The following is a 12,777-nucleotide window of genomic DNA, read 5'->3' on the forward strand; positions in this document are numbered from 1 at the left end:
CCCATGCTGCGCATCGCCGTCCCCAACAAGGGTTCTCTCTCCGGACCGGCGTCGGCGATGCTCCATGAGGCCGGCTACCGGATGCGCAAGGAGTCCAAGGAGCTCGTGGTCGTCGACCCCGGCAACGAGGTGGAGTTCTTCTACCTCCGCCCCAAGGACATCGCGATCTACGTGTCCTCCGGCAAGCTGGACATCGGCATCACCGGCCGCGACCTGCTGCTCGACTCCGGCGCCAGCGCCGAGGAGATCCTGCCGCTCAACTTCGGCCGCTCCACCTTCCGCTACGCCACGATCCCGGGCACCGCGAAGGGTCCCGAGGACTTCCACGGGATGACCATCGCGACCTCTTACGAGGGAATCGTCGCCAAGCACCTCGCCGACAAGGGCATCGAGGCCTCCGTCGTCCACCTCGACGGCGCGGTCGAGACCGCGATCCAGCTCGGCGTCGCCCAGATCATCGCCGACGTCGTCGAGACCGGCACCAGCCTGCGCAACGCCGGCCTGGAGGTCATCGGCGAGCCGATCATGACCTCCGAGGCCGTCGTCATCCGCGGCAGCGGAACCGACCCCGAGGACCCGCGGGCCCAGCAGTTCCTGCGCCGCCTCCAGGGCGTCCTGGTCGCGCGCAGCTACGTGATGATGGACTACGACTGCCGTGCCGAGCACCTGGAGCGCGCCGTCGCCCTCACCCCGGGCCTGGAGTCGCCGACCGTCTCCCCGCTGCACAACGAGGGCTGGGTCGCCGTCCGCGCGATGGTCCCCGCCAAGGAGGCCCAGCGGATCATGGACGACCTCTACGAGCTCGGCGCCCGCGCGATCCTCACCACCTCGATCCACGCCTGCCGCCTCTGACGCGTGCGCCGGCCCCCGATCCGACGCCGGCGCACCCCGTGACTCGCACCACAGGCACCGTCCGGCACTATCCGAAGTCCGAAGGCATACGAACATGGCCGACGCCACCGCCCAGCCCGTACCGCCCGCCCTCCCGGTCACCTTCCGGCCGACCCGTACCCGGGCCGTCCTGCTGGGCGTCGGCGCGGCCATGTTCGCCACGATCACGACGATCGCGCTGATCCTCGAAACCCTGCACCCCGGTGAGCGGATCGCCTTCGTCTTCACCGCGGTCCTGCTCTCCTCCGTCCTCGTCCTGCTCAGCCGCCCCAAGGTGGTCGCCGACGAGGCCGGGGTGACGGTCGTCAACCTCACCACCACCCGCCGCCTGGAGTGGGCGCAGATCCTGCGCGTCAACCTCCGCCCGGGCGACGCCTGGGTGTTCCTCGACCTCAGCGACGGCACCAGCCTGCCCGCCCTCGGCATCCAGCCGGGGGTCGCCAAGGACCAGGCGATCGCCGACGCCCGCGCCCTGCGGGCCCTCGCCGAGACCCGCGGAACCGGCTCGAAGAACCACTGAGCCCGGCCGACCTCGTCGCTGCGTCCCATTGCGGCGGCGATCTCAGTGACTACCCTGGTGTGGGGGCGCGACGACGCGCCCTCCCACCGGCCCCGGACCTCGTGGCCCGTGGGCACCTGCGACTCGAGGAGTGACTCCCTCCAGCAATGGACGGATCGTCCGGTAGTACCCGCGCCGCCCTCCCCACGTGGGCGGCGGCATCATGACCATCCCGCTACTCCTGCTCATGGCGGCCTTCGCCCTGATCCTCGCCAACGGCTTCTTCGTGGCGGCCGAATTCGGCCTCGTCACGGTGGAGAGACCCGAGGCCGAACGCGCCGCCGCCGAAGGTGACCGCCGTGCCCGCACGGTCGTCGAAGCCCTGCGGGAGCTGTCCTTCCAGCTCTCGGGCACCCAGCTCGGCATCACCATCACCTCCCTGGTGGTGGGCATGCTCGCCGAGCCCGCCCTCGCCGCCCTGCTGGCCGGTCCGCTGTCCGCGACCGGTCTTCCCGAGGGCGTCGTCCCCGGCGCCTCCGTCGTCATCGGCATGCTGCTCGCCTCCGCCGTCCAGATGATCGTCGGCGAGCTCGTACCGAAGAACTGGGCGGTCTCCCGGCCGCTCCAGGTGGCCCGCTTCGTCGCCGGCCCGCAGCACGCCTTCTCCCGGGCCTTCCGGCCGGTCATCGCGGCCCTCAACGCCATCGCCAACCGCCTCGTGCGCGCGCTCGGCGTGGAGCCCACCGAGGAGATGGCCACCGCCCGCACCCCCGGCGAACTGGTCTCCCTGGTCCGCCATTCGGCCCAGGCCGGCGCCCTCGAACAGGACACCGCCGACCTCTTCGTACGGACCCTCTCGCTGGGCGAGCTCACGGCCCAGCTGGTCATGACGCCCCGCGTCAGGGTCAGCGCCCTCCAGCACACGGCCACCGCCGCCGACGTGCTCAACCTGACCCGCGCCACCGGGCTCTCACGCTTCCCGGTCTACCGCGAGCGCATCGACGAGATCACCGGGGTCGTCCACCTCAAGGACGCCCTCGCCGTGGCCGAGTCCGAGCGCGCCCGCACCAGCGTCAGCCGCATCTGCGTCGCCCCGCTGCGGGTGCCCGGCTCCCTGCCGGTGCAGCCGCTGCTGGAACGGCTGCGCAGCGAGCAGCCCATGGCCGTGGTCGTCGACGAGTACGGCGGCACCGCCGGCGTCGTCACCCTGGAGGACATCGTGGAGGAGCTCGTCGGCGAGGTCCGCGACGAGCACGACCTCGCGGAGGACGACCATCCGGAACTGGCCGCCGTACCCGCCGAGGACGGCCGCCCCTCCTGGGAGGCCGACGGCAGCTGCCGCGTGCAGACCTTGCGCCGGATAGGCCTCGAGGTCCCCGAAGGCCCGTACGAGACCGTCGCCGGCCTCGTCGCCGATCTGCTCGGCCGGATCCCCGCCCCCGGGGACCGCGCCGAACTGCCCGGCTGGAAGCTCTCCGTCCGCCAGGTCGGCCGCTACCGCGCCGAGCGGGTCCGGCTGGTGCGCACCGCGCCGCTGGGCTCCGGCCAGCCGGACCCGGGCGTGCCGCACGCCGGCGTACCGGCCCCGGGCGGGTTCGACGCACTGCCCGCCCCCGCACAGCTCCAGTCGGTGGGTGGCCGGTGAACGCGCTCCAACTCCTCTTCGCCCTGCTCCTCGTCCTGGCCAACGGCTTCTTCGTCGGCGCCGAGTTCGCACTCGTCTCCGTCCGGCGCAGCCAGATCGAGCCCCTCGCGGCCCGCTCCAAGCGGGCCCGCCAGGTGCTCCACGGACTGGAGAACCTGCCGCGCATGATGGCCGCCGCACAGTTCGGCATCACCATGTGCTCCCTCACCCTCGGCGCGGTCGCCGAGCCGACGGTGGCCCGGCTGCTGGAGCCCGTCTTCCACGCCGCCCACGTGCCCGAAGGCCTGATCCACCCCCTCGGCTACGCGCTCGCGCTCGCCGCCGTGGTCTTCCTGCACCTGGTCATCGGCGAGATGGTCCCCAAGAACCTCGCCATGGCGGCCCCCGAGAGGACCGCGCTGTGGTTCAGCCCCGGCCTGGTCGCCTTCGCCCGTGTCTGCGGGCCGGTCACCACCGCCCTCGGAGCCTGCGCCAAGCTGGTCCTGAGGCTCTTCAAGGTCGAGCCCAAGGACGAGGTCGAGGCCGTCTACACCTCCGCCCAGCTCGGCCGGCTCGTCGAGGACTCCCGGCAGGCCGGACTCCTGGAGCCCGGCGAACAGGAGCGCCTGGAAGACGCGCTGGAGCTGGGCAGCCGCCCGGTCACCGACGTCCTCCTCGCCCCCGACGGGCTGGTCACGGTCGGGCCGTCCGTCACCCCGCGCCAGATCGAGCAGCTGACGGTCCGCACCGGGTACTCCCGCTTCCCCGTCCGCGCCGACAGCGGCGCCTTCATGGGCTACCTGCACGTGAAGGACGTACTGGACCTGGAGGACCGGGAGCGGGCCGTGCCCCAGCGCGTCTGGCGCCGGATGACCACCGTGTGCTCCACCCTCCCGCTCGACGACGCCCTCAGCGTCATGCGCCGGGACGCCACCCACCTCGCCCAGGTCGCCGACCCGGCCGGACGGGTGCTCGGCCTGGTCGCCATGGAAGACGTACTGGAGACCCTGGTCGGAGAGGTGCGCGACCCCGCGCACCGCACGGCTCCGGCCGCCCGGCGAGCCGCCCCGGCGCCGTCGGCCGCACCGGCCTCCGTCGCACAGGACGCCCTGGCCCGCTGACCGGCCGGAGCCCCGCCCCTACAACGGCGGGGGCTCCGGCCGTTCCTGGGGACCCCGGCCCGACAGGACCTCGCCGTAGGCCTGCATCAGGTCCGCCAGCCGCAGCGTCGACAGGTCCTCCCGGGACGGATCGCCGGCGAAGCCCGACAGCCGCAGGTCCCGGTACGCGCAGCTCTTCTCGTACAGGGTGCGCAGGAAGCGGCCGTTGCCGAGCTCGTCGATCCAGCCCTGCTCCACCACGTGCCCGCTGATGCTGCGCAGCTCCTCCAGCGCCTCCGCGTCCCACAGGTCGCCGTTGGCGTCCGCCAGCACCCCGCCGATCGCCGTCAGCTCCAGCGGCCGGTAACTCGGGAAGTCGACCCGGGTGGTGAACCGCGAGGACAGCCCCGGATTGGTGGCCAGCAGGCGGTCCATGCCCGCCGGATAGCCCGCCAGGATCACCACCAGGTGGTCGCGGTTGTCCTCCGCCCGCTTCAGCAGAACCTGCAGGGCCTCGTCGCCGTACGCGTCACCCTTGCTGTAACCGGAGTTGGAGAGGCTGTACGCCTCGTCCACGAACAGCACCCCGCCGATAGCCGAGTCGATCAGCTCGTTCGCCTTCACGGCGGTCTGCCCGAGGAACTCGCCGACCAGGTCCGCGCGCCCCGCCTCCACCAGGTGGTCGCCGCCGAGCAGCCCCAGCGCGTAGAACACCCGGCCCAGGATCCGCGCGACCGTGGTCTTGCCCGTACCCGAGGGCCCCGAGAAGACGAAGTGCCGTTTCGGCGGCTGTACCGGCAGCCCCTGAACCGCCCGCAGCCTGGCCATGTGCAGTTGCGCGGAGAGGGCCTTCACCTGCCGTTTGACCGGCTCCAGGCCCACCATCCGCTCCAGCTCCTCGAGCGCCTCGGCCAGCGCCGCCGGATCCGCGGGACCGGGCGGCAGCCCCGCCGGGCCGGGCTGGGCCGGCAGCGCCACCTTGCGCCGCGCCCCGCCGGGTCCGCCGGGTCCCCCCGGGCCGGGCCCCGAGGGCGGGCCCCCGGCGCCGTGCCGGGGCTCGGAGGGCTCCGGCGAGGACAGCTGGTCCGGCTCCGCCTGCCCGTCCGCCGCGAGGTCCTGGACCGGGCCCGCGCCCCCCAGCGCCACCGCCGCCAGGTCCCCGCCGGAGGGGGACGGGCCGTGCCCGCCGAGCCCCTCGTAGCCCGTGTTCCCCGCGTACCCGGCGAGTCCGTCGGCGTCCTCGCCGTCCTCGATCGCCGTCAGCCGGGCCGCCGTGTCCATGAACGCCGGGTCCGCCCGGTGCACCGCCCGGTACAGCGGCAGGGCCGCCGCGCTGCGTCCGGTCCCCTCGTGCGCCCGCGCGAGCCAGTACCGCAGTTCCTTGCGCTGTGGCTGCTCGCTGCGGCAGCGCATCAGCGAGGCCGACAGCAGCGGCTCCGCCTGCCCGTACATCTCGAGGCGCACCCGGGCCATCCCGCCGAACAGACCCGCCTCGATGCCCAGCAGCGGATCGTCCACCAGGGAGTCCGTGTGCCGCACCAACTGCTCCCAGTCCTTGACCAGGTACGCGCGGCAGGCGTGCAGGAAGCGGACCTGCGGATCGGTGTCCACGGGCGGCAGTGCGGCCAGCGCCCGGTCCAGCTCCGGCACGTGCCGACCGTCCAGCCAGTGCGAGGCGTGCGCCAGCAGCAGGTCCCGGCGGCTCTCCAGCACCGGTTGCACCCACCAGCCCAGCCAGTACCAGGAGTTCAGCGTCCGCCGGTGGCGGTCCCGTTGCTCCCCGAAGCGGTCCCGGTGGGCGTACATGCGCAGTAACGCGTCGGTGGTGTCGACCCGTAACGCGTGCAGGCCGAGCCAGGCGTCGGCCATCGTGGGATCCAGGCGTACGGCCGTCCGGAACTCCTCCTCGGCCTGGGGGTAGGCGCCCATCGTGCAGGCGTCCACCCCTCGCAGCCAGGCGAGTTCGGCCGGGGCGTGTGCGCTGCCCACCGCGGCGAAATCCATCAGGTCCCCCACAAGCCTGTCCCCGTGGTGCGCGGCAACCCCCGTGACGCACACGTGAGTTGTTCCTGCGCCGATGAAATCAGGGGTGCATCGTACCTGCGGTTACGCCCCTTACGTAGGGTGCGGCGGAGATGGTTGGGGTGCGAGCCCCTGGGGCGCATCGTGACACAGGGTGAAGAGGTGGTGGCTCTCCGGTGCGTGCCGCGGGGGCGCGAAGGCCCGCCGAGGAGCGGATCGCGGAGGGATCCGGGGCGGAACGAAGCCCCCGGTCACGGGGGAACGATCGGGGGCTTCGCGTCCGAGGCGGCCGGTGAGGGCCGCTCGTTCAGAACGTAAGGCCGGCCCGGTCCTCGGGTCAAGGAGGTGGGGAAGGCCTCCGGACCACGGCTTTCCGAGCCTCCTCAGGCCTGGGGGAGCCCGTCACCCTCGGTGAGGGAAGGGGCGGGTGCGGGGGTCTCGGCAGTCCCGGAAGACCACTCGTATCCCGTACCGCTCTGCCGTACCAGCGTGTCCGCGAAGGGGCGCGAAGGGTCATCCGAGAAGTGCGCGAGCTCCGCGCGCTCCCATCCGTCCCAGAAGTCGGAGAGTTCACGCCCGTCCCGGTCGCGTCCGCGCCCCCAGGACTTCGCGTGCGGCATTTCCATCCACAGCAGCCGCGCCAGCCACGGGCGCAGTGCCCGGCGCCCGGCGCCGACCCCCTCGACGAGCAGCACGGACGCCGGCTCCAGCTGCCGCTCCGGCCCGAAGTCCCGTGCGACCCAGTCGTACGGTGCCCAGTGCGCGGGCCGTCCCGCGGCCAGCGGCTCCAGCACCTGGACGCGCAGCCGCCGGTCCCAGCCGAAGAGTTCCTCGTGGGTGGCCACGTCGTCCAGGTGCAGCACGGGCGCACCGCCCAGCGCCTCGGCGAGCCGCCCCGCGAAGGTGGTCTTGCCGGAACCGGCGTGCCCGTCGATGCCGATCAGGCGCACCGGCCCGAGGGAGGGCGGCAGGGCGGCGAGCTCGCGCGCGAGCGACCGAAGGGGATGAAGGGGCGGAAGTGACGGCTGAAGCTCCACTCGCCCAGCGTAGGGGCTCCGGCGGCGGGCCCGGCCCGGCGCCCGCGTCACCCCGACACGGCCCCGTGGCTTCGGCGTCCGGCACGCGGGAACTGGAAGGGTGGAGCCGTCGACCACCGCAGCTACCCCTGGGGGCCACGCCGATGTCCGCACCCACACCACGCCGTGCCCTGCTGGCCGTCGTCCTCGCGGCCGCCACCGCGGCCACCGTCCCCGGCGGCCGGGCCGGGGCCGGCCCGGAGCCCGCGCCCGGCGCCGGCCCGGCAACGGATCCGCCGGCGGTGGCCGCACCCGCCGGCGCGGCCACCGCCAGGACGGTGGACAACCGGTTCTGGTACTCGTACGCGCACTGGCGGGCCGGGACGCACCAGGGCACCACGCCCGTCGGCGGCGCCCGCCCCGGCCTGGAGATCAGGACCCCGGCCGGCCGCAGCGAGTACGCCGACCCGCACACCGGGAAGAGGAGCACCTGGGAGTACGCCGTCTGGACCTCCCCGGTGCACGCCTCCACCGTGCCCGCCACCGAGGCCGTCGCCTCCTGGAACGCCCGCACCCCGGCCGGAACCTGGATCCAGATCGAACTGCGCGGCACCTACACGGACGGCACGGCCAGCCCCTGGTACGTGATGGGCCGCTGGGCCTCCGGCGACGGCGACATCCGGCGCACCTCCATCGACGGCCAGACCGACGGCAAGACCACCGTCTGGACCGACACCGTGGCCGTGGACGCCCGCGCGAGCGGGCTGCGGATCAAGGACTGGCGGCTGCGCCTGACCCTGTACCGCAAGCCGGGCGCCGAGCGCGGCCCGACGGTGTGGCTGGCGGGCGCCATGGCCTCCGGACTCCCGGACCGCTTCACCGTCCCGGCCTCCGTCCCCTCCGGCGTGGCCCACGAGCTGGAGGTGCCGCGGTACTCGCAGGAGGTCCACGTGGGCCGGTACCCCGAGTACGACAACGGCGGCGAGGCCTGGTGCAGCCCCACCTCCTCCCAGATGATCATCGAGTTCTGGGGCCGCAGGGCCAGCGCCAAGTCCCTGGCCTGGGTCAAGAAGGGCTATGCCGACCCCCAGGTCTGCCACGCCGCCCGCTCCACCTACGACGCCGCGTACAAGGGCTGCGGAAACTGGCCCTTCAACGCCGCCTACGCCGCCACCTACCGGCAGATGGCCGGCGTCGTCACCCGGCTCGGCTCCCTCACCGACCTGGAGACCCTGGTCCGGGCCGGCATCCCGGTCATCACCTCGCAGTCCTTCACCCCCGAGGAACTCACGGGCGCGGGCTACGGCACGGCCGGCCACCTGATGACCGTCATCGGCTTCACCGCGGCCGGCGACGTGATCGCCAACGACCCCAACTCGGCCGACAACGCGTCCGTGCGCCGCGTCTACCGGCGCCGCGAATGGGAGAACGCCTGGCTGCGCACCAAGCGCAAGGGCGCGGCGGGCAAGGTCGTCTCCGGCACGGGCGGTGTCTGCTACCTCTACGGCCCCGCCCGCCCGAACGCGGGCCAGCTCGCCGCGTTGCGGGCGGTGGGTGTCCTGTAGGAACCCGGTGAAGCCCCGTCCGCGACGGGCGAGGAGCCCTCGCCGCCAGGAGGCGACCCGTCCCGGTCGGCCCCGGGCGGCGCAGGCCGCGCGGGCTCCGGCGCCGGGGCGCATGGTGGAGGGGTGACCCCCGACGCCCCCAGGGGTGCCGTCCGCGCGGCGGGACGCTCGAAGCTCTTCTGGACCGGCATCGTCCTCATGGTCCTGGGTTTCTCCGCGCTCTGCGCGCTCACCCTCGTCACCGTGTCGGCGCAGGCGCCACCCGGAGAGGTGACGGTGGTGTCCACCGTCACCGCGCCCCCTCCTGACGCGCCCGCCGCCTCCGAGGAGGCCTCGCCGAGCCTTTCGGCGCATCCCACCCGGTCCGGTGGGGCCGACGCGGCCCCGACGGCGCGACCGCCGCGACCGACCGGCGTGCCGCCGGCCGGCGTCGTGACCGAGACGCGGACCGTGACGGTGGGGCCGACGGTGACGGTGACCGAGAAGATGATCGAGAGGGTGACGACGACAGCCCAGGAAGGCGGGGGAGGCAAGGTCGAGTGGGCGCTCGCCGGCGCCGCGTTGCTGACGGCCCTGTCCGGCGCGACCAGCACCGCCGCCGGGGTGCGCAAGGACCGTCGACGGGCGCAGCCCCGCAGGCGGTAGCCGGGCGCAACCCGCGAAAATCCCGTTGACCCGAATGCGTGAAAAGGGAAGATAAGGGAATAAAGGTCACATAAAGGCTTCGCGCTTCACAAGGAGGCGGCCCCATGACCACCCACAGCATCGAACACCACCCCGACCTCGCCGAGATGCGCACCCGGTTCGAGCGCGTCACCAGCACCCCGGGCGCCCAGGCCGTCGAGGCGCTGGCGCTGATCACGGGTCTCTACCTGGCGGCCTCGCCGTGGATCGTGGGATTCAGCGGACTGAGCGCGCTGGCGGTCAACAACCTGATCGCCGGTCTGGCGTACTGCCTGTGCATGAGCGGGCTCGGCTCCGCCTACGAGCGCACCCACGCCATGGCCTGGACGGCGGTCGCCCTCGGAGCCTGGACGATCGTCGCGCCGTGGGTCATCGCCGGAAACGTCGACACGACCCGCACCGTGGTGAGCAACGTCATCGCCGGCGGCGTCGCCCTCTGCCTCGCCCTGGCCATGGCGGCCATGGCCGGCCGCAGCCGCGCCACCTGACCGTGCCCGCACGGCCGCCTGCCGTGCCCGCGCCCCTCACGCCCCCGGCCCGCCCCGCGGCCGGGGGCGTGAGCCATGCCACCCGTGACCATCGTCCTATCGCGAGGGGTGCCACCGCTGTCACATTGGACGGCATGACCGCACACAGCGCAGCCCCGACCTCCCGTGCCCGCCACCTGGTCCGCACCGGCGGCCCCGAGGACGGCTCCTCCTGGCTGGAGCACGTGCTCGGCTGGACCCTGGTCGTCGTCGTGGCCATGTTCGTCACCCAGGTCGGCTGGCTCTGATCAGCCGTCTGCGATACTGCGGGCATCCTGAGGCGGTTCGAGGCTAGGGCTGAATTTGAACAATAGTCAACAGCGCGGAGCGACCGGGCGCTCGCAGGTTCGGCGGGCCGAACTCATCGCGATCGGCCGCAAGTTGTTCGCCGACACCTCGTACGACGCACTCTCCATGGACGACATAGCCAAGCACGCCGGCGTCGCCAAGGGCCTCATCTACTACTACTTCAAGAGCAAACGCGGCTACTACCTGGCCATCGTCGAGGACTCCGTCGCCGGGCTCGTCGCCCGCGCCGGCGCCGCCGACGACGTCCCCGACGCCGAGCGGGTGCGCCGCACGATCGACGGCTACCTCCACTACGCCGAGCACCACCAGGCCGCCTACCGCACCATCGTCACGGGCGGGGTCGGCTCCGACGCCGAGGTCCTCGCCCTCCGCGACGCCGTCCGCGAGGAACTCGTCGCGGCCATCGCCGAAGGCGCGTACGGCCGCCGCACGATCCCGCCGGTCGCCCGGCTGGCGCTGGTCGGCTGGCTGTCGGGGGTGGAGGGCGGCACGCTCGACTGGATCGGCTCGGCCGAGGTGCCCGGACGTCCCGACCGCGCCGAGGTCGGCGCCCTGCTGGTCCGTATGCTGCGCGCGACGCTCGCGGTCATCGAGGAACTCGTTCCCGGGTGCCCGGCCCCGCCCGCGGCCCGGAGCGGTCTCACGGGCGGTGATCCCCTACCCGTGACGGGAAGCCCCTGATCGGGCATACTCAACCGCCGCAGCCACTTGAACAGGACCTTCTCGCGATCCGGGAGGGCACTATCGGCTGTGAGCCCCGAGACCCGGCGACGCGTACCACCCTCACGCGCCGCCCCGTGCTTGACGAATGAGGAGAGCGCCGCCATGATCGACCGCGCGCCGCACCAGGTGGACCGGCAGCTGCCCACCGAGGAGTCCCGCGACCTGCTCGCGCTCGTCCGCGAGATCGCCCAGCGGGAGATCCGGCCCCAGGCCGCAGACGAAGAGGACGCGGGCCGCTTTCCGCGCGAGGTCTTCCGACTGCTCTCCGAGGCCGGGCTGCTCGGTCTTCCGTACGCCGGCGAGTCCGGCGGCGGCGACCAGCCCTACGAGGTCTACCTCCAGGTCCTGGAGGAGCTGGCCGCGGCCCGCCTGACCGTCGGGCTCGGCGTCAGCGTCCATTCGCTCGCCTGCCACGGCCTGGCCGGCTACGGAACCAAGGAGCAGCAGGGCGCCCACCTGCCCGCGATGCTCGGCGGCGGCCTCCTCGGCGCGTACTGCCTCTCCGAGCCGGGAGCCGGCTCCGACGCGGCCTCGCTCACCACCAAGGCGGTCCGGGACGGCGACGACTGGATCATCGACGGCACCAAGGCCTGGATCACCCACGGCGGGGTCGCCGACTTCTACACCGTCCTGGCCCGCACGGGCGCGGACGGCCCGAAGGGCATCACGGCCTTCCTGGTCCCGGGTGACGCGGCGGGCCTCACCGCGGCGGTCCCGGAGAAGAAGATGGGCATGAAGGGCTCGCCCACCGCCCAGCTCCACTTCGACGGCGTGCGGGTCCCCGACAGCCGCCGCATCGGCGAGGAGGGCCAGGGCTTCACCATCGCCCTCGCCGCCCTGGACGCGGGCCGCCTCGGCATCGCCGCCTGCGCGATCGGCGTGGCGCAGGCCGCCCTGGACGAGGCCCTGGGCTACGCCCTGGACCGCAAGCAGTTCGGACACCCGATCGCCGACTTCCAGGGCCTGCGGTTCATGCTGGCCGACATGGCGACGAAGATCGAGGCGGGCCGCGCGCTGTACCTGGCTGCGGCGCGGCTGCGGGACGCGGGCAAGCCGTTCTCCCGCCAGGCGGCGATGGCCAAGCTCTTCTGCACCGACGCGGCGATGGCCGTCACGACGGACGCGGTGCAGGTGCTCGGCGGCTACGGCTACACGGCGGACTTCCCCGTCGAGCGCCTGATGCGCGAGGCCAAGGTCCTCCAGATCGTGGAGGGCACGAACCAGATCCAGCGCATGGTGATCGCCCGCCACCTGGCGGGCCCGGAATCCCGCTGAACCGCTCCGGTCGGAGCGCCGCGCCGGTCCTTCGTCCGCGCGACCGGGCGGCGGTCCGGGTGCGTGACGGCCGCGCGTGCCCACGCGCCGCGTCCGACGGCTCGTCCGCCCGCTGAGGTGTTCGGCCGCTGATCGGTCCGCCCGCTGACGGGTCCGGCCCACGGCGGCGGCCCGCGCGCGCCGCGGGGCGGTCAGGCGCCGAAGAGGGGGCCGCTCGGCCAGATGGGCGAGGACGTGATCGTGGACCACTCCGGATCGCGCCGCCCGGGCACGGTCCGGCCGTCCTCGGCCCAACGGGTGAGCAGTGCGCTGTAGATGGGCGGGTCGGCCGTGAGCTGAACCGATTCTTCGTTTCCTGCTGCCGGTGCCCGTCGGCGGCGCCCCACCTTCGGCGTGGAAGTCTCCATCGTGGTCATGCCGGGCCAACGCGGCACCGGACCCACGGGTAACCCCGCCCATCCGTTCGACAGGCCCCCCGCTTGCCCCTCACCGCCGGCTACGGCGGCCTCCGCCGGGGGCACCCGGTCCGTGGGCCGCCCCGC

At 73.4% G+C, this 12,777-nt stretch carries 13 protein-coding genes; 10 read left to right on the forward strand and 3 right to left on the reverse strand.

Going from position 1 to position 12,777, the window contains the following annotated elements:
* The first annotated feature begins 3 nt into the window (after nt 1–3).
* The 4 genes from hisG to ABZY44_RS16620 all read left to right on the forward strand — a co-directional run bounded on the left by hisG (nt 4) and on the right by ABZY44_RS16620 (nt 4,135).
* The gene (hisG, locus tag ABZY44_RS16605) at nt 4–852 is read left to right on the forward strand and encodes an ATP phosphoribosyltransferase (protein WP_356654286.1); all 849 of its coding nucleotides are present in this window, start codon (nt 4–6) and stop codon (nt 850–852) included.
* Nucleotides 853–946: 94 nt separating this feature from the next.
* Nucleotides 947–1,411: a PH domain-containing protein gene (locus ABZY44_RS16610; protein WP_356654288.1), complete on the forward strand. Its 465-nt coding sequence runs from the start codon at nt 947–949 to the stop codon at nt 1,409–1,411.
* Nucleotides 1,412–1,613: 202 nt separating this feature from the next.
* Nucleotides 1,614–3,035 carry a hemolysin family protein gene (locus tag ABZY44_RS16615; RefSeq protein WP_356654290.1) on the forward strand — a complete coding sequence of 474 codons (1,422 nt, stop codon included), beginning with the start codon at nt 1,614–1,616 and terminating at the stop codon, nt 3,033–3,035.
* A complete protein-coding gene (locus tag ABZY44_RS16620; protein WP_356654292.1) occupies nt 3,032–4,135 on the forward strand; it encodes a hemolysin family protein in 1,104 nt (367 codons plus the stop codon). Before ABZY44_RS16615 ends, ABZY44_RS16620 begins: the two co-directional genes overlap by 4 nt.
* Before the next feature lie 18 nt (nt 4,136–4,153).
* Here the strand turns inward: ABZY44_RS16620 and ABZY44_RS16625 are convergent, their stop codons facing one another.
* Nucleotides 4,154–6,118 (reverse strand): AAA family ATPase, encoded by a 1,965-nt coding sequence (locus ABZY44_RS16625; RefSeq protein ID WP_356654294.1) that lies wholly within the window; start codon nt 6,116–6,118, stop codon nt 4,154–4,156.
* Nucleotides 6,119–6,519: 401 nt separating this feature from the next.
* Complete coding sequence (locus ABZY44_RS16630; RefSeq protein ID WP_356654366.1) at nt 6,520–7,107, reverse strand: hypothetical protein; 588 nt, start codon at nt 7,105–7,107, stop codon at nt 6,520–6,522.
* A 209-nt stretch (nt 7,108–7,316) separates the two neighbouring features.
* Here ABZY44_RS16630 and ABZY44_RS16635 point away from each other — a divergent pair, with 209 nt between their 5' ends.
* From ABZY44_RS16635 to ABZY44_RS16660, 6 genes are all read left to right on the forward strand, one after another.
* Nucleotides 7,317–8,717 carry a peptidase C39 family protein gene (locus ABZY44_RS16635; protein ID WP_356654296.1) on the forward strand — a complete coding sequence of 467 codons (1,401 nt, stop codon included), beginning with the start codon at nt 7,317–7,319 and terminating at the stop codon, nt 8,715–8,717.
* A 123-nt stretch (nt 8,718–8,840) separates the two neighbouring features.
* Nucleotides 8,841–9,362, forward strand: coding sequence for a hypothetical protein (locus tag ABZY44_RS16640; RefSeq protein WP_356654298.1), 522 nt, complete (start codon nt 8,841–8,843; stop codon nt 9,360–9,362).
* Nucleotides 9,363–9,466: 104 nt separating this feature from the next.
* Nucleotides 9,467–9,889, forward strand: a complete 423-nt coding sequence (locus ABZY44_RS16645) for an SPW repeat protein (protein ID WP_356654300.1) — start codon at nt 9,467–9,469, stop codon at nt 9,887–9,889.
* Between the two features lie 134 nt (nt 9,890–10,023).
* Nucleotides 10,024–10,176 carry an SCO1431 family membrane protein gene (locus ABZY44_RS16650; RefSeq protein ID WP_356654302.1) on the forward strand — a complete coding sequence of 51 codons (153 nt, stop codon included), beginning with the start codon at nt 10,024–10,026 and terminating at the stop codon, nt 10,174–10,176.
* Between the two features lie 55 nt (nt 10,177–10,231).
* Entirely contained in the window at nt 10,232–10,918 is a 687-nt protein-coding gene (locus ABZY44_RS16655; protein ID WP_356654304.1) for a TetR/AcrR family transcriptional regulator, read from the forward strand.
* 144 nt (nt 10,919–11,062) lie between these two features.
* On the forward strand, nt 11,063–12,235 hold the full coding sequence (locus ABZY44_RS16660; RefSeq protein WP_356654306.1) for an acyl-CoA dehydrogenase family protein: 1,173 nt from the start codon (nt 11,063–11,065) through the stop codon (nt 12,233–12,235).
* A gap of 191 nt (nt 12,236–12,426) precedes the next feature.
* Here ABZY44_RS16660 and ABZY44_RS16665 read toward each other — a convergent pair whose 3' ends face one another.
* On the reverse strand, nt 12,427–12,642 hold the full coding sequence (locus ABZY44_RS16665; RefSeq protein WP_356654308.1) for a hypothetical protein: 216 nt from the start codon (nt 12,640–12,642) through the stop codon (nt 12,427–12,429).
* Nucleotides 12,643–12,777: the final 135 nt, after the last annotated feature.

The sequence above is a fragment of the Streptomyces sp. NPDC006544 genome, assembly GCF_040611715.1.
In the GTDB taxonomy this organism is placed as follows: Bacteria; Actinomycetota; Actinomycetes; order Streptomycetales; family Streptomycetaceae; genus Streptomyces.

Excerpts from the sequence above, each read along its gene's own strand:
- hisG (WP_356654286.1), top strand. The coding sequence starts at position 4 with ATGCTGCGCATCGCCGTCCCCAACAAGGGTTCTCTCTCCGGACCGGCG.
- ABZY44_RS16610 (WP_356654288.1), top strand. The coding sequence starts at position 947 with ATGGCCGACGCCACCGCCCAGCCCGTACCGCCCGCCCTCCCGGTCACC.
- ABZY44_RS16615 (WP_356654290.1), top strand. The coding sequence starts at position 1,614 with ATGACCATCCCGCTACTCCTGCTCATGGCGGCCTTCGCCCTGATCCTC.
- ABZY44_RS16625 (WP_356654294.1), bottom strand. The coding sequence starts at position 6,118 with ATGGATTTCGCCGCGGTGGGCAGCGCACACGCCCCGGCCGAACTCGCC.
- ABZY44_RS16635 (WP_356654296.1), top strand. The coding sequence starts at position 7,317 with ATGTCCGCACCCACACCACGCCGTGCCCTGCTGGCCGTCGTCCTCGCG.
- ABZY44_RS16645 (WP_356654300.1), top strand. The coding sequence starts at position 9,467 with ATGACCACCCACAGCATCGAACACCACCCCGACCTCGCCGAGATGCGC.
- ABZY44_RS16650 (WP_356654302.1), top strand. The coding sequence starts at position 10,024 with ATGACCGCACACAGCGCAGCCCCGACCTCCCGTGCCCGCCACCTGGTC.
- ABZY44_RS16660 (WP_356654306.1), top strand. The coding sequence starts at position 11,063 with ATGATCGACCGCGCGCCGCACCAGGTGGACCGGCAGCTGCCCACCGAG.
- ABZY44_RS16665 (WP_356654308.1), bottom strand. The coding sequence starts at position 12,642 with ATGGAGACTTCCACGCCGAAGGTGGGGCGCCGCCGACGGGCACCGGCA.